20 protein-coding genes are annotated in these 22,173 nt (G+C 70.5%); 9 read left to right on the top strand and 11 right to left on the bottom strand.

What is annotated here, in order from left to right; genetic code table 11:
• Nucleotides 1-158: 158 nt before the first annotated feature.
• Nucleotides 159-1,715 (bottom strand): alpha-N-arabinofuranosidase, encoded by a 1,557-nt coding sequence (locus tag IIE03_RS23430; RefSeq protein ID WP_192865202.1) that lies wholly within the window; start codon nucleotides 1,713-1,715, stop codon nucleotides 159-161.
• A gap of 142 nt (nucleotides 1,716-1,857) precedes the next feature.
• Between IIE03_RS23430 and IIE03_RS23425 the strand changes: the two genes are divergently transcribed.
• The gene (locus IIE03_RS23425) at nucleotides 1,858-2,967 is read left to right on the top strand and encodes a LacI family DNA-binding transcriptional regulator (RefSeq protein WP_318843146.1); all 1,110 of its coding nucleotides are present in this window, start codon (nucleotides 1,858-1,860) and stop codon (nucleotides 2,965-2,967) included.
• A gap of 2 nt (nucleotides 2,968-2,969) precedes the next feature.
• Here the strand turns inward: IIE03_RS23425 and IIE03_RS23420 are convergent, their stop codons facing one another.
• The 4 genes from IIE03_RS23420 to IIE03_RS23405 are packed head-to-tail and all read right to left on the bottom strand — an operon-like array spanning nucleotide 2,970 to nucleotide 7,040.
• A complete protein-coding gene (locus tag IIE03_RS23420) occupies nucleotides 2,970-3,698 on the bottom strand; it encodes a YesL family protein (RefSeq protein WP_192865201.1) in 729 nt (242 codons plus the stop codon).
• Nucleotide 3,699: 1 nt separating this feature from the next.
• Nucleotides 3,700-4,785, bottom strand: a complete 1,086-nt coding sequence (locus IIE03_RS23415; protein ID WP_225998237.1) for a carbohydrate ABC transporter permease — start codon at nucleotides 4,783-4,785, stop codon at nucleotides 3,700-3,702.
• A 15-nt stretch (nucleotides 4,786-4,800) separates the two neighbouring features.
• A complete protein-coding gene (locus IIE03_RS23410) occupies nucleotides 4,801-5,691 on the bottom strand; it encodes a carbohydrate ABC transporter permease (protein WP_192865200.1) in 891 nt (296 codons plus the stop codon).
• Entirely contained in the window at nucleotides 5,691-7,040 is a 1,350-nt protein-coding gene (locus tag IIE03_RS23405) for an ABC transporter substrate-binding protein (RefSeq protein WP_192865199.1), read from the bottom strand. Before IIE03_RS23405 ends, IIE03_RS23410 begins: the two co-directional genes overlap by 1 nt.
• 360 nt (nucleotides 7,041-7,400) lie before the next feature.
• On the opposite strand from IIE03_RS23405, the gene arfA reads away from it, so the two are divergent.
• From arfA to mmsB, 5 genes are all read left to right on the top strand, one after another.
• Nucleotides 7,401-8,912 (top strand): arabinosylfuranosidase ArfA, encoded by a 1,512-nt coding sequence (gene arfA / locus IIE03_RS23400; protein WP_192865198.1) that lies wholly within the window; start codon nucleotides 7,401-7,403, stop codon nucleotides 8,910-8,912.
• Nucleotides 8,913-8,923: 11 nt separating this feature from the next.
• Nucleotides 8,924-9,982 carry an arabinan endo-1,5-alpha-L-arabinosidase gene (locus IIE03_RS23395; RefSeq protein WP_318843145.1) on the top strand — a complete coding sequence of 353 codons (1,059 nt, stop codon included), beginning with the start codon at nucleotides 8,924-8,926 and terminating at the stop codon, nucleotides 9,980-9,982.
• 336 nt (nucleotides 9,983-10,318) lie between these two features.
• Nucleotides 10,319-11,485, top strand: coding sequence for a multiple monosaccharide ABC transporter substrate-binding protein (gene chvE, locus IIE03_RS23390; protein WP_192865197.1), 1,167 nt, complete (start codon nucleotides 10,319-10,321; stop codon nucleotides 11,483-11,485).
• Nucleotides 11,486-11,651: 166 nt separating this feature from the next.
• Nucleotides 11,652-13,217 (top strand): multiple monosaccharide ABC transporter ATP-binding protein, encoded by a 1,566-nt coding sequence (gene mmsA / locus IIE03_RS23385; protein ID WP_192865196.1) that lies wholly within the window; start codon nucleotides 11,652-11,654, stop codon nucleotides 13,215-13,217.
• Nucleotides 13,214-14,398, top strand: coding sequence for a multiple monosaccharide ABC transporter permease (gene mmsB / locus IIE03_RS23380; protein ID WP_192865195.1), 1,185 nt, complete (start codon nucleotides 13,214-13,216; stop codon nucleotides 14,396-14,398). The genes mmsA and mmsB overlap by 4 nt, the downstream gene beginning before the upstream one ends.
• A 75-nt stretch (nucleotides 14,399-14,473) precedes the next feature.
• Here mmsB and IIE03_RS23375 read toward each other — a convergent pair whose 3' ends face one another.
• A complete protein-coding gene (locus IIE03_RS23375) occupies nucleotides 14,474-15,127 on the bottom strand; it encodes a redox-sensing transcriptional repressor Rex (RefSeq protein ID WP_192865194.1) in 654 nt (217 codons plus the stop codon).
• A 60-nt stretch (nucleotides 15,128-15,187) separates the two neighbouring features.
• Entirely contained in the window at nucleotides 15,188-15,442 is a 255-nt protein-coding gene (locus tag IIE03_RS23370; protein WP_318843144.1) for a glutaredoxin family protein, read from the bottom strand.
• 139 nt (nucleotides 15,443-15,581) lie between these two features.
• Between IIE03_RS23370 and IIE03_RS23365 the strand changes: the two genes are divergently transcribed.
• On the top strand, nucleotides 15,582-16,388 hold the full coding sequence (locus IIE03_RS23365; protein WP_192865193.1) for an HAD family hydrolase: 807 nt from the start codon (nucleotides 15,582-15,584) through the stop codon (nucleotides 16,386-16,388).
• Nucleotides 16,389-16,425: 37 nt separating this feature from the next.
• Here the strand turns inward: IIE03_RS23365 and IIE03_RS23360 are convergent, their stop codons facing one another.
• Both IIE03_RS23360 and IIE03_RS23355 read right to left on the bottom strand, forming a co-directional pair.
• Nucleotides 16,426-17,097 (bottom strand): potassium channel family protein, encoded by a 672-nt coding sequence (locus IIE03_RS23360; RefSeq protein WP_192865192.1) that lies wholly within the window; start codon nucleotides 17,095-17,097, stop codon nucleotides 16,426-16,428.
• A 61-nt stretch (nucleotides 17,098-17,158) separates the two neighbouring features.
• Nucleotides 17,159-18,562: a TrkH family potassium uptake protein gene (locus IIE03_RS23355; protein ID WP_192865191.1), complete on the bottom strand. Its 1,404-nt coding sequence runs from the start codon at nucleotides 18,560-18,562 to the stop codon at nucleotides 17,159-17,161.
• A gap of 235 nt (nucleotides 18,563-18,797) precedes the next feature.
• Here IIE03_RS23355 and IIE03_RS23350 point away from each other — a divergent pair, with 235 nt between their 5' ends.
• A complete protein-coding gene (locus tag IIE03_RS23350; RefSeq protein ID WP_192865190.1) occupies nucleotides 18,798-19,976 on the top strand; it encodes an acetoin utilization protein AcuC in 1,179 nt (392 codons plus the stop codon).
• Between the two features lie 364 nt (nucleotides 19,977-20,340).
• Complete coding sequence (locus IIE03_RS23345; RefSeq protein ID WP_003792170.1) at nucleotides 20,341-20,439, top strand: 30S ribosomal protein bS22; 99 nt, start codon at nucleotides 20,341-20,343, stop codon at nucleotides 20,437-20,439.
• Between the two features lie 39 nt (nucleotides 20,440-20,478).
• Here IIE03_RS23345 and IIE03_RS23340 read toward each other — a convergent pair whose 3' ends face one another.
• A complete protein-coding gene (locus IIE03_RS23340; protein WP_192865189.1) occupies nucleotides 20,479-21,204 on the bottom strand; it encodes an ABC transporter permease in 726 nt (241 codons plus the stop codon).
• A complete protein-coding gene (locus tag IIE03_RS23335) occupies nucleotides 21,201-22,094 on the bottom strand; it encodes an ABC transporter ATP-binding protein (RefSeq protein ID WP_192865188.1) in 894 nt (297 codons plus the stop codon). The genes IIE03_RS23340 and IIE03_RS23335 overlap by 4 nt, the downstream gene beginning before the upstream one ends.
• Nucleotides 22,095-22,173: the final 79 nt, after the last annotated feature.

Here is a 22,173-nt window from a genome sequence, read left to right as displayed (position 1 = left end):
TCGCCGGGCCAGGCCAGGAGCTGCGGTCGGTCGCGCGGCGACCGACCTGCGGATGATCGGTCCGTTCGTGAGTGATCGGCAGTTCGAACTGCCGATCACTCACCGATGTGTCGACCACGCGTGACGGCCGCGGCGTGCGGGCCGGCCGGGCCGGCGCGTCAGGCCCGGGTCAGTCTCACCGTGGTGAACGACGCCGGGGGAAGCTCGGACTCCAGCAGGTCGCCGCCCGGTCCGGCGGTGACCGACACCGAGGACAGATCCCGTGGCGCCACCGCGTCCGGGGCGTCGAACGTGTTGTGCACCCGGACGGCGTCGTCGGACCCCGAACCCTCCGGGGCGGCCAGCACCGTCGCGCCGTCGAGCGTGACGGAGCCACCGCGGAGCGCGACGCGCACGCGAGCGGGCGCCGCCGGGTCCAGGTTGGTCAGCGAGACCAGCACGGAACCGTCCTTGACGGAGGCCGACGTCGACACGGTGGGCAGCTCCGAGCCGTCGACGCCGCGCGTGCTCCGCGTCGCGACGTCGTGCACCGCCAGCACCGACGCGTCCTGGTGGCCCGCCGACATCGCGAACGCGTGGAACGTGGGCGTGCGCAGCATCTTCGAGCCGTCGGTCAGCACCATCGCCTGCAGCACGTTGACGACCTGCGCGACGTTCGCGAGGCGCAGGCGCCGGGCGTTGTCGTGGAAGGCGTCGAAGTGCACGGCCGCGACCAGTGCGTCGCGCATCGTGTTCTGCTGGTACAGGAAGCCGGGCTCCGTGCCGGGCTCGACGTCGTACCACGTGCCCCACTCGTCGAGGGCGAGCCCGACCTTGGCGTGCGGGTCGTAGGCGTCCATGACGGCGGAGTGGCCGCGGATCAGCTCACGTACGCGGTGGGCCTTGCGCATCGTGGTCCAGTAGTCGCCCTCGGTGAAGTCCGTCGCGGAGCCCTTGCCGCCCCACGAACCGGGGATCGTGTAGTAGTGGAAGGACACGGCCTGGAACAGCGGCGCGGGGTCCTGGTCGCCGAGGCCCTTGCTGACCTGCTTCATCAGCGTCTCGGTCCAGGCGTAGTCGTCCTCGTTGGCCCCGGCGGCCACGCGCTGGAGCTTGTTCCCGGACGTGTCGCGCGCGTACGTCGCGTGCAGCCGCGCGAGCGAGGCGTACTGCTCGGCGCGCAGGTTGCCGCCGCAGCCCCAGGGCTCGTTGCCGAGGCCGAAGAACGTGACGGGCCAGGGCTGGTCGCGCCCGTGCTCCCGGCGCAGGCGGGCCATCGGCGCGTCGTCGCCGCGGGTGAGGTACTCGACCCAGTCGGCGGTCTCCTGCACCGTGCCCGAGCCGACGTTCGCCGAGACGTACGGCTCGGTGCCGAGCAGGTCGCACAGGGCGAGGAACTCGTGCGTGCCGAACGCGTTGTCCTCCACGACGTCGCCCCAGTGCACGTTCGCGATCCGCGGGCGGTCCTCGCGCGGGCCGACGCCGTCGCGCCAGTGGTACGAGTCCGCGAAGCAGCCTCCCGGCCAGCGCAGGTTCGGGATCCGCAGCTCCCGCAGCGCCTCGACGACGTCGCGGCGGATCCCGCCCTCGTGCGGGATGGGCGAGTCCTCGCCCACCCAGAAGCCTTCGTAGATGCAGCGGCCGAGATGCTCGGCGAATTGTCCGTAGAGGTGGCGGTTGATCGTCGGGCCGGGAACGTCGAGGTCGACGACGGCGTCGAGTGCGAGGTCAGACATGCGGGCTCCTTCGCGCGGTGTTTTCCAACGTTGTACGCTAGTCGACGCGCGGCCCGGACGTGAGGCTCTCCCGAGGGCTGGACGCCGTGGCATACGCTGTTGGCCACGCCGGCGGGGAGGTCGGCGCGGGGAGGAGTGCTTCGTGGCTGTGACCATGCAGGACGTTGCGGCGCGAGCCGGCGTCTCGATCAAGACCGTGTCGAACGTCGTCAACGGCTACCCGCACATCCGCCCCGCGACGCGTGAGCGCGTCGAGGAGGCCATCGACCACCTCGGCTACCGGATCAACGAGACCGCGCGCAGCCTGCGCACCCGCCGCACCGACATGATCACCCTCGCGGTCCCGGAGCTGTCGCTGCCGTACTTCGCCGAGCTCGCCGACTCCGTGATCCAGGCGGCCGACGCCCGGGGTCTCACCGTACTGATCGAGCAGACCAGCCACGGCCGGGCACGTGAGGTCGACGTGCTCACCGGCAAGCGCCGGAACATGACCGACGGCCTGATCTTCTCGCCGCTCGAGCTCGGCCCCGAGGACCTGGCGCTGTTCGACGTCGACTTCCCGCTCGTCGTGCTCGGCGAGCGCGTCTTCGGGGCGCCCGCGGACCACGTCACGATGAACAACGTGGCCGCCGCCAAGGCGGCCACGCTGCATCTGGCGTCGCTCGGGCGGAAACGGATCGCCGTCGTCGGCGGGCACGAGGGTGAACAGGTGGGTTCCGCCGCGCTGCGTACCACCGGCTACCGGCAGGGCCTGGAGGAGGCGGGCCTCCCCTACGACCCCGCGCTGGTCGCCGAGGCAGGGCTCTGGCACCGCTCCACGGGGGCCGAGGCCATGGGCACGTTGCTCGACGACGGCGTCGAGGTGGACGGTGTCTTCGCCCTCAACGACGCCCTCGCGCTCGGTGCGCTCCACGCGCTGCACACCCGGGGGCTGGACGTTCCCGGCGACGTCGCCGTGATCGGCTTCGACGACATCGACGACGCGCGCTACTCCGTCCCCACGCTCTCCTCCGTGGACCCGGGGCGCGAGCAGATCGCGCAGACGGCCGTGGATCTCCTCGTCGCGCGGATCACCGGGACGGAGACCGGACCGTTCCGCCGCGTGATCCCCGACTCCCGCATCATCGGCCGCGAGTCCACGGGCGACGTTCCCGAGGGCGGCGAGGGCAGGCCGGTGGCGGTCCAGGAGGGCGGCATCGAACCGGCCCAGCCGCTGACCGAACCCATGGCGAGCGAACCCGTGGCGACCTGAACTCAGGACGCCGAGGGCCGGTGCGCGGAGTCGGCGGAGTCGGCGGGCTCGTTCCGGCGCACCGTGCCGTCCACCACCTTGCCCGTGGCCCAGAGGGGGAACGAGGCGCCCGCGGCGAGAGCGGCCAGGGGCACGCCCAGGATCACGGCCGCCGTCGCGGCGAGCGTGACCAGGATCGCCAGGGCCGCGCCCGGCGCCGTCAGCGGCGTCAGGAGCAGGTAGCGCCAGACGGCGGGCGCCGCGTCGTCGTACCTGAGCACGATGCGCGGCCACCACGCGAGGACGACGGCGGTCCAGGCGGATGCGAGCGTGAGGCCGGCCAGCATGGCCGCGTGGGCGGGTCCGGAAGCCTGTCCGACGGCGGCCGCGTCGGCCCAGAGCAGCACGCCCACCGGCCAGAGCGGTGCGAACAGGAGGTTCGAGCGGCGCCAGCCCGTGCGCCACTCCCGCCAGAACCCGCGCCAGGGTTCCAGCGCGAGCTCGGGGTCGTGCAGCACGGCGGACCCCGCCCTGAGCGCCGGCCCGAGGCCGAGCAGGACCCCGCCCGCCAGCGTCCCGGCCGCCACGAACAGGTTCACCTCGACGAGCCGGGTGAGGAACCGCAGCACGGCCATGACGCCCCCGGCCCAGCCGGGGGCGTCGTCGCCCCGCCAGTCCGGGCCGTCCGTGCCGCCGCCCCGAACGGCCGGGTCCTCGGGGACCCGGCCGCGCCCGCCGTCGTGCGCGGACATGTCAGCCCTTCGTGCCCGTCAGGGCGACCGACTCGATGATCTGTCGCTGGAAGACCAGGAACACGGCCAGGATCGGCAGCAGCGCCACGAACGACGCCGCCATGATCAGCGGGTAGTCGCGCTGCGTCGCGTACTGGACGTTCATGTTCGCGATCACCACCTGCAGGGTCTGCCGCTCGGGGGTGTTCAGGTACAGGATCGGGGCGAGGTAGTCGTTCCAGACCATCATGAACCAGAGGATGAACTGGGCGGACACGGCCGGGCGGATGATCGGGAAGATCAGCCGCCAGAAGATCTGCCAGTAGCTGGCGCCGTCGATCTTCGCGGCCTCGATGATCGAGTTGGGCACGTTCTCGAGGTACTGCTTCAGGAAGAAGATCACGATGACGTTGCCGAAGATCGCCGGCACGATCAGTGGCAGCAGCGTGTCCACCCAGCCGATCCGCGAGAACATCACGAATTGCGGGATCATCAGCGTCGGAAACGGGATCATGATGCCCGTCAGCAGACCGACGAAGATCGCGTTCCGGCCCGGCAGGCGCAGCTTCGCCAGCGCGAACGCCGCCAGCGAGCACGTGATCGTGCCGAGCACCGTGACGGACGTGGCGACGATGAAACTGTTCTGGAAGCCCGTGAGGACGTAGGAGTTCTCCCACATCCGCACGTAGGTCTCCCACTGCGGGATCTCGGGGATCCAGACCGGCGGCAGCGCGAAGACCTCGGTCTTCGTCTTCAGCGAGGTCGAGAACATCCACAGCAGGGGCGCGACCATCGCGACCCCGCCGACCGCCAGGACGGCGAAGGTGATCCAGTCCGCGATGCGGCCCTGTGCCCTGCGGCCCAGTCGCCGTGCCACGGGCAGCCCGACGGGGTGCGTCGGTCCGCCGTTCAGCGGGGACGTCTCCGTCGGTGAGGTGTCCGGCGTCGTGTCCGCGGCGCCGTGGCCGGTTCGGACCGGTGCCGTCCCGGCGCTCGGTGTCGCCTCGGTGTTCGGTGTGGTCCCGGTCGTGTCCGTCGTCGTGCCGGTGCCCGGTGTCGCGCCGGTCGTGTCCGACGACGCCGTGGAGCTGGCCGATTTCTCAGTCATGGGTTCTCCAGGTTCTCAGTCGAGCACGAAGCTGTTCCGCTGGTTCAGGCGGAACTGCACGAGCGTGATGATCAGGATGAGGATGCCCAGCATGATCGCCATGGCGGTGCCGTATCCCATGTCCTGGTAGCGGAACGCCTGGCGCCAGATGTGGAACACGGACGACGCCGTGCTGTACTCCGGGCCGCCCGTGGGCGTCATGATGTTGATCTCGGTGAAGATCTGCGACCCGGCGATCACCTGCGTGACCACGAGGAAGAACGTCACCGGGCGGACCATCGGGAGGGTGATGGTCCGGAACTTCTGCCAGCCGTTCGCGCCGTCGAGCTCGGCCGCCTCGTAGAGGGAGCGCGGCACGGACTGGATCGCGGCCAGGTACAGGATCATCGAGTACCCGAGGCCCTTCCAGATCAGCATGATGACGATCGCAGGCTTGGCCCAGGCCGTGCTCGCGAGCCAGTTGGGTCCCTCGATGCCGAACCAGGCCAGGAACTGGTTCACGAGGCCGAAGTCACCGTTGTAGGCCCACTGCCAGAGGATCGCGATCGCGGCGAGCGACGAGATCACCGGCACGTAGTAGACCGTGCGGAGCATGGAGCGCAGCGGTATGGCGCGGTTCATGCCGATCGCCAGCGCGAGGGAGAGCGCCAGACCGATCGGGATGCCGATCATGTAGAAGACGGTGTTGCCCATCGACTGCCAGAAGTACTGGTCCCCGAACAGGCGGACGTAGTTGTCCAGGCCGATGAAGCGCATCGCGCCCAGCCCGTTCCACTGCGTCATCGACGTGTAGAGGGCGAAGCCGACGGGATAGGCGGTGAAGAGCACGTAGCCGAGCACCGGCGCGGCGACGAACGCCAGCGCCCACCGGTGCTCGGCCTGGTGCAGCCGCGACGAACGCGCCATCACTCGCTCGCGTTCGCCGCCGCGGCCTGCTCGGCCTGCATGTTGGACTCGTCGAGGAGCTGCTGCATCCGCGGCTGCACCTCCGCGAGGTACTCCGCCGCGGTCTGCTTGCCGTCGAGGACGGGCTGGATGTTGGTCCACATCTCGTCGTACCACGCGGCGCCGTAGGTCACCGCGGCCGGCATGGGGCGGCCGTAGTCCTCGACGATGTCCAGGAACTCCTGGCGGTTGGCGGGCGATGTGCCCTCCTCGGCCGCCCACTCGGCGGCCATGTCCTTGAGGTTCGGGACCTGGATGCCGGCGTCGACCAGCGTCTGCTGGGCGGTCTCGTCGGCCGAGAGGTAGGTGACCAGCTCGACGGCCTCCTCCGGCATCGCGGTGGTGGCCGAGACGCCGATGCCGAGCGAGCCGATCCAGGTGGCGGGCTCACCGGTGGCGCCGGCGGGGTACGGGATCAGGTCGTACTCGAAGTCGAGCTCGTTGTAGACGCTGACGTCCCACGGGCCGACCGGGAAGAAGGCGAGCTCGCCCTCCATCCAGCGCTGGTACGTGTCGAGCGTGGCCTGCTGCTCGGAGGAGGGGGTGACCTCCTCGACGGTGGTCATGTCGGCGATGTACTGGAGGGCCTCGGCCATCTCCGGGGTGTCCACGGTGACCTCGGTCTTGTCCGCGTTGGTCCAGTCGGCGCCGTTGGACCAGGCCAGTGCCTGCAGGTTCCACTGGACGTTGAGTCCGGTGCCCCACTGGTCGACCTCGCCGTCGCCGTCGGTGTCCTTGGTGACCTGCTTCATGATGTCGAGCCACTCGTCCCAGGTCAGCGGCTCGTCCTCGTCGGGGAGGTCGATGCCCTCCTCCTCGAGCATGGTCTTGTTGTAGCCCATGGCGAACGGGCCGACGTCCTTCGGCAGGCCGTAGAGCGCGCCGTCGGGCGTGCCCTGGAGCTTGCCGTCGTACCGGTAGGAGTCGACGCCGTACTCCCAGATGTTGTCCAGGTCGACACCGGACTCGGCGACCAGGTCCGTGATGTCGAGGAGCACCCCGGACGTGACGTACGACTGGAGGCTCGCCTGCTCGATGTAGAAGACGTCGGGCACGTTGTTGCCGGAGATGGCGGCCTGGAGCTTGGTGGCGTACTGGTCGGCGTCGGTGACGATGACCTCGACCTCGACGCCGGTGTCCGCGCTGAACCGGTCGATCGCCTCCTGGTAGGCGGCCTTCTCGTCCTCGCCGCCGCGGAACATGAAGGTGAGCTTGCCGTCGTCGTCGGTGCTGGAGCCGGCGCTGCACGCGGCGGTGCCGGCCAGGACCAGCGCGGCGACCATGCCGCTGGCCAGTCGTGACTTCCTCATCACGGTTTCCTCTCGGTTCTGCCTGGTGCGCCGCCGAGGCGTGGGTGGGGACCTTGTCCCGGCGTCCGCCTCGACGCGCTTTACATCGATGAAAAGATATCGACGGTGAAACGGTGGCACGAAGGACGGCGGATGGTCAAGTGCGGGTGATCACGGCCTCGCAACGATGGTGTGGCGCGGGCGGGCGGCCGGGGCCTCCGGCCGGGGCGCGTCGGCCGCCCGGGACGTCCGGTCGGGGTGTGCCGTGTCGTCGCCGCTTGACCGATCGCCGGTCGAGTGTGCACCATTTCCATGTCTACAACGATGTACAAGCCGCGCGGCTGCTGTTGGGCGCGCGAGCCACGTCCGTGAGGAGCATCAATGCACGCCGCCACCGTCACCGTCGACCCGGCCTTCGTCGTCGGTCCCGTACGCCGCCGCACGTTCGGCACCTTCGTCGAGCACCTGGGCCGGTGCGTGTACACCGGCATCTACGAGCCGGAGCACGCGACCGCCGACGCCGACGGCTTCCGCGGCGACGTCCTGGAACTCACCCGCGAGCTCGGCGTCTCCACCGTGCGCTACCCGGGCGGCAACTTCGTCTCCGGCTACCGCTGGGAGGACGCCGTCGGCCCGGTCGAGAACCGCCCCCGGCGCCTCGACCTGGCGTGGCACTCGACCGAGCCGAACACGTTCGGCGTGGACGAGTTCATGAAGTGGGCCAAGCGGTCCGGCGTCGAGCCGATGATGGCCGTCAACCTCGGCACGCGGGGCATCCAGGAGGCTCTCGACCTGCTGGAGTACTGCAACGTGCCGGGCGGCTCGTACTGGGCCGACCAGCGCCGCGCCAACGGCGCCGAGGACCCGTACCGGATCAAGATGTGGTGCCTCGGCAACGAGATGGACGGCCCGTGGCAGATCGGGCACAAGACGGCGGACGAGTACGCGCGCCTCGCCGCCGAGACCGCCCGCGCCATGCGGATGATCGACCCGGACATCGAGCTCGTGGCCTGCGGTTCCTCCAGCTCGCAGATGCCCACGTTCGGCGAGTGGGAGCGCGCCGTGCTCACCGAGACGTACGAGCACGTCGACTACGTCTCCGCGCACGTCTACTACTACGAGGAGGACGGCGACCTCGCCTCCTTCCTCGCCAGCAGCGTGGACATGGACAACTTCGTCGCCGCGGTCTCCGCCACCGCCGACCAGGTCCGGGCGGCCCGCAAGCTCGACAAGCGGATCCACATCTCGTTCGACGAGTGGAACGTCTGGTACCAGCAGCGCGCCGAGTCGCGGCCCCCGCAGGGCGACGACTGGCCCGTCGCCCCGGTGCTGCTCGAGGACAAGTACAACGTGGCCGACGCCGTCGTCGTCGGCAGCCTGCTCATCTCGCTGCTGCGCAACACCGACCGCGTGCACGCCGCGTCGCTCGCCCAGCTCGTCAACGTCATCGCGCCGATCATGACCGAGCCCGGCGGCCGGTCCTGGAAGCAGACGATCTTCCACCCGTTCGCCCTGACCTCTGCCCTGGCCAAGGGCGAGGTCCTGCGCCTCGCCGTCGAGTCGCCCGTGCAGGAGACGAAGAAGTTCGGCGAGGTGCCGGTGCTCGACTCCGTCGCCACCCACGACCCCGAGACCGGCGACGTCGTCATCTTCGCCGTGAACCGCTCCGTCACCGAGGCGATCGCCCTCGACGTCGACCTGCGCGGCTTCCCCGGGCTCCGCGTCGCCGAGGCCGTCACCCTGGCGAACCCCGACCACACGTGGCACGCCACCGCCGAGGACTCCACCTCCGTGGCGCCGCAGCCCAACACCTCCGCCAAGGTCGCCGACGACCGCGCCCGGGCCGAGCTGCCGCCCGTGTCGTGGTCGATGGTCCGCCTGGTGCGGGCGTGAGGCGCGGCGTGGTGATCGGGCTGATCGCAGGACTGCTCGCGGTCGGCGGAGCCGGCGGCGCCTACGTGATGACGCGCGGCGGGGCGCCGTCGTCGGGCACCACGGACCTTGCCTCCGCCGGCGACCTCGGCATCCACGACCCGGCCCTCGTGGCCGGGGGCGACGGCGAACCGTGGTTCGTCTACGGGACCGGCGACGTCCGCCAGGGGTTCGGCGCCCCGCGCATCCTCAGGTCCGACGACGGCGGTGTCACCTGGGCCGAGGCGGGCACCGCCTGGGACCAGGCCGGCGACCCGGAATGGGTGCGGGACGAGGCGACCGGCGTCGCCGGCGTCGAGAACTACTGGGCGCCCGAGCTCTACCGGCACGACGGGACCTGGTACCTCTACTACTCGGCGTCCACGTTCGGCTCGAACGACTCCGCGATCGGACTGGCCACCGGCACGACCTTGGACCCCGCGGACCCGGACTACGGGTGGGAGGACCACGGCGTCGTGGTGCGGTCCACACCTGGCGAGACGCACTACAACGCCATCGACCCGGGTGTCGTCGAGGACGCCGACGGCACGCCGTGGCTGTTCTTCGGGTCGTTCTGGGGCGGCATCCAGCTCGTGCCGCTGGAGTGGCCCTCGGGGAAGCCCGTCGACGGCGCCGAGCCGGTCGCCGTCGCGTCGCGGGTCGGCGTGCCCGACAACGCGATCGAGGCACCGTTCGTCGTGCGGCGCGACGGCTGGTACTACCTGTTCGTCTCCTGGGACAAGTGCTGCAGCGGCGTCGACTCGACCTACCGGATCATGGTGGGGCGCTCGCGGGAGGTCACGGGGCCCTACCTCGACGCCGACGGCAAGGACATGATGCTCGGCGGCGGCACGGAGGTGGCGAGCACCTCGGGCCGGATGATCGGGCCCGGTGGGCAGACGGTGTCGGTGGTGGGCGAGCCGGGCTCGCCGTCGTCGGCGTACTACCTGGCGTTCCACTTCTACGACGGCGACGCCGGCGGCGCGCCGACGCTGGCCGTCCGGGAACTGGAGTGGGACGGGGAGGGCTGGCCGAGCGTGGCCCCAGGGTGAGCCGGGGTACGCGGGCGGGTGGCTGGAGGACGGCGGTCGGTCATCGCGTGACCGACCGCGCGGTCGGCCCCTCTGTGAAAGATCGGTCGTTCGATCTGCCGATCACTCACGGATGGACCGATCGCCCGCGGTGGGGTGCCTGGCGGAGGCGCCCAGCGAGGGCCGGTGGGGCGGGGGCAGGGCGGCTTGTTCCGGGGCGGGAGGGATTGGTAGTTTTGCGCCGCGCAGTCGTGACGGGATCGTGACACCGGCGGCTTTGGGGCAGGTTGGTGTGAGCGTTAACATCTGCGGGTAGTGCCGGGCAAGGGATCCGGTAACTCTCGAAGAGGAGACCTCATGGCAAACAAGCTCTGGTACAGCCGGGCGATCGCTGCGGTCGCGACCGGTGCACTGGCCGTCACGCTCGCCGCGTGCGGCGGTGAAGGTGCCGGTGGCGGCAGTGGCGCAGGCGACGACGCGGGCGCGGAGGAGGGCGGCCTCGTCGGCGTGGCGATGCCGACCGAGACGTCCGAGCGATGGATCGCGGACGGCGCGGCTGTGGAGGAAGGGCTGGAGGCTGCCGGGTATGAGGTCGACCTGCAGTTCGCGGGCGACGACATCCCGACGCAGCAGCAGCAGATCGACGCGATGATCAACGCGGGTGCGGAGGCCCTGATCATCGCCGCAATCGACGGGACCACCCTGACCGGCCAGCTCGAGGCTGCCGCCGCGCAGGACATCCCGGTCATCTCGTACGACCGCCTGATCCGTGACTCGGAGGACGTCGACTTCTACGTGTCCTTCGACAACTTCCAGGTGGGTGTCGCGCAGGCGAACGCTCTGCTCAACGGCCTCGGCCTGGTGGACGAGGAGGGCGAGCCGGTCGAGGACGCGCCCGAGGGCCCGTTCAACGTCGAGCTGTTCGCCGGCTCGCTGGACGACAACAACGCGCACTTCTTCTGGGACGGCGCGATGTCCGTGCTCGAGCCGCTCATCGATGACGGCACGCTCGTGGTGCCGTCGGAGCAGACCGACATCGACCAGGCCGCGACCCAGCGCTGGCTGCAGGAGAACGCGCAGAGCCGCATGGAGGACCTCCTCACCGCGCACTACGACGGCAACGAGCAGGTCGACGGCGTGCTCTCGCCGTACGACGGCCTGTCGCGCGGCATCATCGAGGCGCTGCGCAGCGCCGGCTACGAGGACGACGCCATGCCCGTCATCACCGGGCAGGACGCCGAGATCGCGTCGGTCAAGCTGATCGCCGACGGCGTGCAGGACTCGACGATCTTCAAGGACACCCGCCTGCTCGCCGACCAGGCCGTGACCGCCGCCGAGGCCCTGCTCGCCGGCGAGGAGCCCGAGGCCAACAACACCACCGACTACGACAACGGCCTGAAGGTCGTCCCGTCGTACCTCCTGCCGGTGGTGACGGTCTACGCGGACAACATCGAGTCCGAGCTGGTCGACTCCGGGTACTGGACGGCCGAAGAGGTCGAGTCGGGCGTCGCCGACACCGAGTGACGTCTCACTCCTGACCGCCGGAATCCCGCACCCCGAGCCGGGGCGGTGAATCGCAGCCGCGATTTCCCGCCCCGGCGGCGGAGGCATGCCGGGGCGCGGCGTTCCGTAGGGAACTCCCGCCCCGGCATCTCCGGTCGTCGAGGCCGCAAGAGAACAAGGACAGCGCATGTCTGAATCCACTGCGTCACCCGCTGAAGGTGACGGCCCCATCCTCGAGATGCGGGGCATCACGAAGACGTTCCCGGGCGTCAAGGCGCTCTCGGACGTCAACCTGTCGGTCGACCGCGGCGAGATCCACGCGATCTGCGGCGAGAACGGCGCCGGCAAGTCCACCCTCATGAAGGTGCTGTCGGGCGTCTACCCGCACGGCACGTACGAGGGGGAGATCGTGCTCGACGGCGCCCCGGCGTCGTTCCGGACGATCAACGACTCCGAGGCGCGCGGCGTGGTGATCATCCACCAGGAGCTCGCCCTCGTCCCGTACCTGTCGATCGCGGAGAACATCTTCCTCGGCAACGAGAGGCGCCGGGCAGGGGAGTTCATCGACTGGAACAGGACGAACACGGCGGCCGCCGAACTGCTGGCCCGGGTCGGACTCACGGAGTCCCCGACGACGCCCGTCTCGACCCTCGGCGTGGGCAAGCAGCAGCTCGTCGAGATCGCCAAGGCGCTGTCCAAGGAGGTGCGCCTGCTCATCCTCGACGAGCCGACCGCGGCGCTCAACGACCAGGACTCCGAGCACCTGCTCGACATCCTGCGTCGTCTCCGCGAGGAGGGCGTGACCTGCATCATCATCTCCCACAAGCTGGGGGAGATCGCCGCGATCGCCGACCGCACCACGATCATCCGGGACGGCCGCACCATCGAGACCCTCGACATGGCCGAGCCGGAGAGCACGCAGGACCGGATCATCCGCGGGATGGTCGGTCGGTCGCTCGACAACCGGTTCCCCGACCGCACGCCGGTGATCGGGGAGGAGGTGCTCCGGATCGAGGACTGGACGGTGCACCACCCGACCCAGCCGGGGCGCGTCATGGTGGACAAGGCAAACCTGAACGTGCGGGCCGGCGAGGTGGTCGGCATCGCTGGCCTCATGGGCGCGGGCCGCACCGAGCTCGCCATGTCCGTGTTCGGCCACTCGTACGGGCGGGACATCTCCGGGCGCGTGCTGGTGCACGGTCGCGAGGTCTCGGTGAAGCACGTGTCGAACGCCATCGACGCGGGCATCGCGTACGTGTCGGAGGACCGCAAGCAGCTCGGCCTCAACCTCATCGAGGACGTGCGGCGCAACACCTCGGCGGCCGGCCTGCCGAAGCTGTCCCGCGCGGGCTGGGTGAACGAGCACGAGGAACTGCGCGTCGCCGAGGAGTACCGCGAGTCCATGGGCACCCGCACGCCGAACGTGCTGGTACCCGTCGGCAAGCTCTCCGGGGGCAACCAGCAGAAGGTCGCCCTGTCCAAGTGGATCTACACCGACCCCGAGGTGCTCATCCTCGACGAGCCGACGCGCGGGATCGACGTCGGCGCGAAGTACGAGATCTACACCCTCATCAACAAGATGGTCGCGGACGGCAAGGCCGTCCTGGTGATCTCCTCGGAGCTCCCCGAGCTCCTGGGGATCTGCGACCGGATCTACACCCTCGCCGCCGGACGCATCACCGGCGAGGTCGACGTCGCGTCGGCCACCCAGGAAGGACTGATGTCGCTCATGACACAGGAGGCCGACGCATGACCACCATCGGGAATCTGAAGGATCTGATCACCCAGAACGTGCGATCCAGCGGGATCGCCTTCGCGTTCGTCGTGATCGTCGGGATGTTCGCGTTCATGACCGACGGGCGGCTCCTCAGCCCGGGCAACCTCAGCAACCTCGTGCTGCAGTACTCATACATCCTGATCCTCGCGATCGGCATGCTGATCGTGATCGTCGGGGGACACATCGACCTCTCCGTGGGGTCGGTCGTCGCGCTGACGGGTGCCATCGCGGCCGTGGTCGTCGTCCGGGAGGGCTTCCCCTGGTGGGTGGGTGTCCTGGCGGCCGTCGCCACGGGGTTGCTCATCGGCGTGTGGCAGGGCTTCTGGGTGGCGTACGTCGGGATCCCCGCATTCATCGTGACCCTGGCCGGCATGCTGCTGTTCCGGGGTCTCACACTGCTCGTGCTCGACAACATGTCGCTGTCGCCGTTCCCCGGGGAGTACGGCCAGATCGGGCGCGGCTTCCTCAACGGCCTGCTGGGTGGTTACGGCTACGACACGCTGACGCTCCTGATCTTCGGGATCGCCGTCGCCGGGTACGCGGTGGCGAGCTACCGCAACCGGCGCGCGAAGCTGTCCTACAACCAGGACGTCGAGGCGATCTGGCTGTTCGCGGCCAAGATCGTGCTGGTCGCCGCCGTCGTGATGTGGTTCGCGTGGCAGCTCGCCACGAGCCGCGGCCTGCCGATCGTGCTGATCGTCCTTGCCGCGCTCATCATCGCCTACACGATGATCACGAAGCACAGCATCTTCGGGCGCCACGTGTACGCGATCGGCGGCAACCTCGCCGCGGCGCAGCTGTCCGGCGTTCGGGTGAAGCGGGTCAACTTCCTGATCTTCCTGAACATGGGCTTCCTCGCCTCGATCGCCGGCATCGTCTTCTCGTCGCGGTCCAACGCGGCGCAGCCGGGCGCCGGTGAGATGTTCGAGCTCGACGCGATCGCCGCCTGCTTCATCGGCGGCGCCGCGGTGACCGGCGGTATCGGCACGATCCCCGGCGCCATGATCGGTGGCCTGATCATGGCGGTCATGTCGAACGGCATGTCCCTGCTGGGCGTCGACCAGTCGGTTCAGCAGGTGGTCAAGGGCCTGGTGCTGCTGCTCGCCGTCGGCTTCGACATCTGGAACAAGAAGCGCGCGGGGGCCCGTACGGCCTGACGCTCCGCAGAAACGGCGGCTGACCTGCGACGACGTCTTTCGACGTCGCGCGGCGTCTGCCGCCGTTTCTCGTGGTCAGTCCTCCGCGCCCGCCGCTCGTGCCGCCGCGTGGAACGCGAGGATCTGCAGCTCGCCGCCGACGTCGACCGAGCGGACCACCACGTCCTCCGGGACCTGCAGAGCGGTCGGCGCGAAGTTCAGGATCTCCCGCACGCCCGCAGCGACCACCTTTTCCGCGACGCCCTGTGCCACGCCGCCGGGGGTCGCGAGGACCACCATGGACACCCGGCGCTCGGCGATCACGGCGGGCAGGTCGGCGACGTCGTCCACCCTGATCCCCGCGACCTCCGTGCCCACCACGTCCGGGGAGGCGTCCAGCAGCGCCGCGACCTGGAACCCGCGTTGCGCGTAGCCCGAGTAGTTCGCGAGGGCGTGACCGAGGTTACCGATCCCGACGATCGCCAGGCGGTGCTCCGACTCGAGCCCCAGGGCGGCCTTGATGTAGTCGGCCAGCGACGTGACGTCGTACCCCACGCCACGCGTGCCGAACGAGCCCAGGAACGACAGGTCCTTGCGCAGTTGCGCCGACCCCACGCCGGCCCGTTCGGCCAGCTCCGACGAGGACGTCAGCGGAACACCCTCGTCCGCCAGGTCCCGCAGGGCGCGCAGGTAGTAGGGCAGACGACCCACGGTCGCCGCCGGGACAGCGTTCTCGCTGAGTTCGGCCACGCGGCTCGCTCCTTTCCCGGGACGACGACGTCCGCCGGGCTCGCTCCTTTGCTCGTCAGATCATGCCAGGAGACGGGCCAGTCGTGCCGGATCGATGCGCCAGAATCCCTGCTGCACACCGTCCACTTCCACGACCGGCACGTACTCCCCGTACTTCGCGGTGAGCGCCCCGGACTCCGGGCCGTGGGAGATGTCCACCTCGCGCCACCCCGTACCCGTGTCCGCCGTGACGGCCTCGACGACGTCGCGGGCCGTGTCGCACAGGTGGCAGGACGGCCGGGTGTACAGGACGACGCGCGGTTCGGAGGTGGTCACGAGCAGAGCCTACGACGACGGTCGCCGGCCGCGGTGCGGAACCCCGGCCCGCGGACGCGCGGGCGGGCGCGCACCAGGCGTTCCCGGAAGGCCCCTCACGTGCGACTCCGCATGCCCGTGCGCCGATAGAGTGAGGCGCATGTCGTCGACGCACCCCCCATCCGCCACCGCGGCCTTCTTCGACGTCGACAACACGATCATCCGCGGTGCGAGCGCGTTCCACCTGGCCCGTGCCGCCTACCAGCGAGGCTTCTTCCGCACCCGTGACCTGCTGCGCTTCGGCTTCATCCAGGCGCGCTACCTGCTGTTCGGCGAGAACCGGGAGCAGATCGACGAGGTGCGCAACCGGGCGCTCGAGCTGATCGCCGGCCGCACCGTCGCCGAGGTCACCACGCTCGGCGAGGAGGTCTACGACACCGTCCTCTCCCTGCGGATCTTCCCGGGCACCCGCCGTCTCCTGGAGGAGCACCTCGCCGCCGGGCACCAGGTCTGGCTCATCACGGCGACGCCCGTCGAGATCGCGGAGCTCATCGCGCGACGTCTCGGCGCGACCGGGGCGCTGGGCACCGTGACGGCGCACGAGGACGGGTTCTACACCGGCCGCCTGGTCGGCGATCTCATGCACGGCGCGGCCAAGGCCGACGCCGTCCGCAAGCTCGCCGACGCCGAGGGCATCGACCTGACCTCCAGCTACGCGTACGGCGACTCGCTCAACGACCTGCCGATGATGCACGCCGTCGGCCATCCCTGCCCGATCAATCCGGACATCCGTCTGCGCCGCCACGCCCAGGAGGTGGGCTGGCCCATCCGCGAGTTCCGCGGCCGGCCGCAGCGCCTGGCCGGCCGGGGCGTCCGCACGGCGTCGTGGGCGGGTGCGGCATGGGTGTTCGGGCTGGTGCTCCGGGCTCTCCGCCGCCGCATCCGCGGTCGCACCTTCACGGATTGAGAGTGGCGCCGCGTCCGACGGCTCCGGAAAACACAGCTCAGGGCCGCGCCGCGAAGCGTTCCAGGAGCTCCGCGTGGCCGGAGCAGACCAGGAGGTCGTTCGCGGAGACGCGCGTCTCCGGCGTCGCGTAGACGAAGTCCTGGCCCGGCGACTTCACGCCCATCACGGTGATCCCGTACTTCCGCCGGATGTTCGACTGGGCCAGCGTGAACCCCTGCATCTCCTTCGGCGGGCGGATCTTGACGATCGTGAAGCCGTCCTCGATCTCGATGTAGTCGAGCAGCTTGCCGCTGACCAGGTGCGCGACCCGCGCGCCGGCGTCGGCCTCGGGGAAGACGACGTGATGGGCGCCGATCCGCGTGAGGATGCGGCCGTGCTCCGCGGAGATCGCCTTGGCCCAGATCTGCGGGGTGCCCAGGTCCACCAGGTTCCCGGTGATCAGCACGGACGCCTCGAGCGACGACCCGACGCCGACCACCGCGGCCCCGAAGTCCTTCGCGCCGAGCTGCTCGAGCGCCTCCGGGTTCGAGGCGTCGGCCTCCACGAGCGGGATGCGTCCGGACCACTGCGCCACCAGCGACTGGTCCTTCTCCACCGCGAGCACGTCCTCGCCCAGCCGGTCCATCGTCGTCGCGAGCGACGAACCGAACCGGCCCAGCCCGATGACGAGCACGCCGGCCTCGCGAGCCGGTCCCTTCTTCTCCGCCACGTGTTCCTCTCCTCTTTCTCGCGCGCCGATCGCGCGACCGGCGGCCGGTGCGACCGAGCGGTCACCCGATGATCGGCCGTTCCTCGGGGAACCTTACGATGCGACGGCGGTCGCGGAGCGCCAGCGCCGCCGCGAACGTGATTCCCCCGGTGCGCCCGACGAACATCAGGGTGCTCAGGATGTACTTCGCCACGTCCGGCAGATCCCCGGTGACCCCGGTGGACAGGCCTACCGTCGCGTACGCGGACAACGACTCGAACAGGACGCGGCTCAACGTGTGGTCGGTGAACTGCAGCAGCATGACGCAGCTCAGCAGCACGGCCGTGGCGCCGAAGAACGTCACGCCGAGGGCCAGGCGCAGGATGTCGGACGGGATCCGGCGGCCGTAGGCGTCGATGTCGCGGTCGCCGCGCGCCTCGGCCACGATCGCGAGCAGGATCACCGCCAGCGTCGTCACCTTGATGCCGCCGGCCGTGGACGCCGCTCCGCCGCCCACGAACATCAGGGCGTCCGTGACGAGCCAGGTCGACTCTCCCATCGCCCCGATGTCGACCGTGTTGAAGCCCCCCGACCGCGGCATCACGCCGGCGAACAGCGCCGCGAGGAGCTTGCTCGGCCAGTCCAGCGGGCCGAACGTGTCCGGGTTGTTCCACTCCAGTACCCCGATCACCACGGAGCCGATCAAGAGCAGCGCCAGGCTGGTCGTGAGCGTGAGCTTCGAGTGCAGCGTCAGGCGCAGGCCCCAGCGCCTGCGCAGGCCGCGGCCCCACCCCTCGCGGAGCGCACGGTACACGTTGAGGATCACCGGGAAGCCCAGGGAGCCGATGAACACCCCGAGCGCCACGGGAAGCACCAGCCCCCAGTCGCCGACGTGCGGCAGCAGTCCCTCCCTGGTCGGGATGAAACCGGCGTTGTTGAACGCCGAGATCCCGTAGAAGAGCGCGTGCCACGCCGCGCTGCCGACGTTCCCCTCGATCACGACGAACCGGGGGAAGAGCAGCACCGCGATCGCCAGCTCGAGCGCCGTGGCCGTCACGATGACGGTGCGGACCAGGGAACCCACCTCGCCGAGCTTGCTGGTCTTCGTCTCCGACGCCGTCAGGAGGCGCTGGGTCAGCCCGATCCTCCGGGAGATCACCATCCCGATGATCGAGGCGATGGTCATGATGCCCAGGCCGCCCACCTTGATCCCCGTGAGGATCACGATCTGCCCGTACAGCGACCAGTAGGTGGCGGTGTCCTGTACCACGAGTCCGGTGATGCACACCGCCGAGACCGCCGTGAACAGCGCGTCCACGAACCTCGCGGACGTGCCGGACGCCGTCGCCCACGGCGCGAGCAGCAGCGCGGTGAACACCGCGATGACAGCGGCGAACACCACGATCGCGAGCCGGGCCGGACTGTGCCGGGCGATCTCGTCGACCATCTCCCGCAGCGCGTACAGCCGCGCTCGCAGCCACCTCATCGCCGTGCCCGTCCTCCTCGAGTCTGCGCGCACCTCCGGGCGCTCACAGGACCCTATCCCCCGAGGGACCCGCTCGCGGGGGAGACGTGCCGACCGCCGCGGCACGCGTCGCCGGCCCCGCGGAGCGTCGCCCACGCCGTCCACCACGCGTGGCCGTGGCAGGACGCGGGCAGGCCCCGGCGTACCCCGGTGAACGGCTGCATGCCGGAGCAACGATCTCGGCTACGGTGGACGCGTGCACCGCGCCCGACTGGCCTGGAGCCCGGAACTCCTCGAGTACGACTTCGGGCCCGGCCACCCCATGGCCCCCGTCCGGCTCGATCTGACAATGCGGCTCATCCGTGCCCTCGGCCTCCCGGAGCTCCCCGCGCTCGAGTTCGGAGACGCCGAGCCGGCCTCCGACGACACGCTGCGCACGGTGCACGACGCCGACTACCTGACCGCGGTCAAGCGCGCGTCCACGGCCCTGGAGCCGGACCCGGCCCGGGGCCTCGGGACCGAGGACGATCCCCTGTTCCTCGGCATGCACGACGCCGCCGCGCGTCAGGTCGGCGGATCGGTGTCCCTCGCCGAGGCCGTCTGGCGAGGCGAGATCAGCCACGGCGTGAACGTCGCGGGAGGCATGCACCACGCGCGACGCGGTTCGGCCGCGGGATTCTGCGTCTACAACGACGCCGCCGCGGCGGTCCGGCGGCTCCTCGACCTCGGCGCGGACCGGGTGGCGTACATCGACCTCGACGCGCACCACGGCGACGGCGTGGAAGCGGCCTTCTGGGAGGACCCCCGCGTGCTGACGGTGTCCGTGCACCAGGACGGCCGGACGCTGTTCCCCGGGACCGGCTACGCGGCCGACGTCGGCGCCGGGCGTGCCGAGGGCACCGCGGTGAACGTCTCGCTGCCCCCGAGGACGGACGGGGCGGCCTGGCTGCGTGCCATCGACGCCGTCGTGCCGGCCGTGGTCCGCGAGCACCGGCCCGACGCCATCGTCTCGCAGCACGGCTGCGACGCGCACGGCAACGATCCGCTCGCGCACCTCGACGTCTCCGTCGACGCGCAGCGCACCGCGCAGCAGTGGGTGCACGCCCTGGCACACGAACTGGCGGGCGGGCGCTGGCTCGCGCTCGGCGGCGGGGGGTACGCGGTGGTCGACGTCGTCCCCCTCGTGTGGGCGTCGCTCGTCGCCGAGGCCGCGCACGCGCCGCTCGCGGCCGGGATGCCGCTGCCCGCCGACTGGCGCGCGGTCGCCCTCGAGGTCTCGGAGATGGAGCCGGCCAGGACGCTGGGCTCGGCCGAGCCCGTCCCGTGGCGCTCCTGGAAGGACGGCTGGGACCCGGCCGATCCGATCGACCGCGCGGTCCAGGCGACCCGCAAGTCGGTCTTCCCCCTCCTGGGCCTGGACCCGCACCACGACTGAGAGTGTTTTCCGGAGCTCTGTTTTCCGGAGCCGCCGGGCTCAGCCCCTGCGGGCGCCGGGCATTGCCGCCGCCGGGCTCCGTCGACGCGACGCCTCGTTCCTCGGCGTCGGCCGCCGTCGCTACCGGTTTCCGGCGGCGGCCGTTTCGCGTCCTCGTGTCTTCGCTACCCTTCCGGCGGCCCGGGACCGGTTGCGCTGGTCACTCAGGGTCCGCCCGATTACTGGTGTGGTCGGATCTGCCGTTATCCTGATCGGCAGACTCTTTCTCGTGTTGGTCGGCGTATGTCCGCGGGACCAACCGTGGATCACGTCCGTCGCGGCCCGGTGTCGGGCTGCCCGACCAGCACAGACAAGTGAGGACCTCATGGGCTCCGTCATCAAGAAGCGTCGCAAGCGTATGGCCAAGAAGAAGCACCGCAAGCTGCTTCGCAAGACGCGCCACCAGCGCCGCAACAAGAAGTGACTTGAAAGGGCCCGGCCTCACGGCCGGGCCCTTCGTCGTTCACGCCGTGCGGCGGCGTAGCGTCAGCACCCCCAGGACCACCGCGCCGACGATGAACAGGCCGATCACGCCCACCGAGCCCTGGATCCCCTCCCATTCCTCACCGGCCGCCAGGTTCTGCATGGCGTCCACCGCGTAGGTGAGCGGCAGTACCCGCGACAGCCACTCCAGGATCTCGGGCATCTGATCGCGCGGCATGAGCAGGCCGCAGGTGATGAGCTGCGGCAGCACGATCGCGGGCATCATCTGCACCGCCTGGAACTCCGTCCGGGCCAGCGCCGACGCCCCCAGGCCCAGCGTGCAGCCCAGGATCGCGACCAGCACCGCCACCACGAACACCAGCCACAGCGGCCCCTCGACGTCCATCCCGAGCCAGACGGACCAGCCCACCACGACCACCGCCTGGAGCAGGGACAGCACCGCGAACGCGAGCGCGTAGCCCGCCACGAAGTCGCCCTTGCGGATCGGGGTCGTCATCAGGCGCTCCAGCGTTCCCGACTGCCGCTCACGCAGCGTCGCCACGCTCGTGACCAGGAACATCACGATGAGCGGGAAGATCCCCACGAGCACCGGGCCGAACCGGTCCAGCACCATCTCGTTGTCCTCGAACATCCACGCGATCAGCCCGATGAGCAGGCACGGCAGCACCACGATGAGCGCGATCGTCCGCCTGTCCGCACGCAGCTGGGCGAGCACGCGACCGGCGGTCGCGAAGGTCAGGTTCATCGTGCGTCCTCCTCGCGTGTGCCATCGGTCGCGGCAGTACCGGGTGCGACGCCGCCGGCCGGGCCACGGTCAGCCGCCACGGGTTCGTGGACGCCGCCGGTCGACCGCCCACGCACCTCTCTTGCCGGCGGCTCCGCGCCTGCGGCGTTCGCCGCGTCGATCAGGGCGAGGAACGCCCGCTCGGCATCGGGCGCGCCGGTCTCCTCCAGCAACGCCCCGGGTGTGATGTCGGCGACCAGTCCGCCCTCGCGCAGCAGCAGCAACCGGTCGCACTGCGTCGCCTCGTCCATCACGTGCGAGGACACGAGGAGCGACTTCCCGGACGCCGCGAGCTGCCGGAACGTGTCCCACAGGTCGCGCCGCAGCACGGGGTCCAGGCCGACGGTGGGCTCGTCCAGCACGAGCAGCTCCGGGTCCGCCACGAGCGCCGCCGCCAGCGACACGCGCGAACGTTCCCCGCCGGAGAGCGTCCGGACGGGCTGCTTCTCGTGCCCGCCGAGGTCGACGTCGGACATCGCCGCGGCCACGGCCGCCTTCCGCCCGCGCGACGGCACCCCGGCGAGCGCGGCGAAGTAGTCCAGGTTCTGCGCGACCGTGAGGTCCGTGTACACGCTCGCGTCCTGCGTGACGTAGCCGACGCGGCGGCGGAGCGACGGCGAACCCGCCGGCTCGCCCAGGACCTCGACGGTCCCGGAGACCCTGTCCTGCACGCCGACGACCGCACGCATCAGCGTCGTCTTGCCGGACCCGGACGGCCCGAGCAACCCGACGACGGAGCCGGCGGGCACATCGACGTCCAGGCCGGAGATGATCGTGCGCCCGCCACGCACGACACGCAGTCCCGCGACCCGGATGGCCACGGGTGGTGCTCCCGGCAGATTTTTCCTCATGTGAGGAATTATGCTCCTGCCTCACCGGGCCGCGCAAGGGGTGGAGGCCGGTCCGCTGTCGCCCGGCGTCGTCGGCGCC

The organism is Myceligenerans pegani (assembly GCF_014892515.1).
In the GTDB taxonomy this organism is placed as follows: Bacteria; Actinomycetota; Actinomycetes; order Actinomycetales; family Cellulomonadaceae; genus Myceligenerans; species Myceligenerans pegani.
This window is presented reverse-complemented; position numbering and strand designations above follow the sequence as displayed.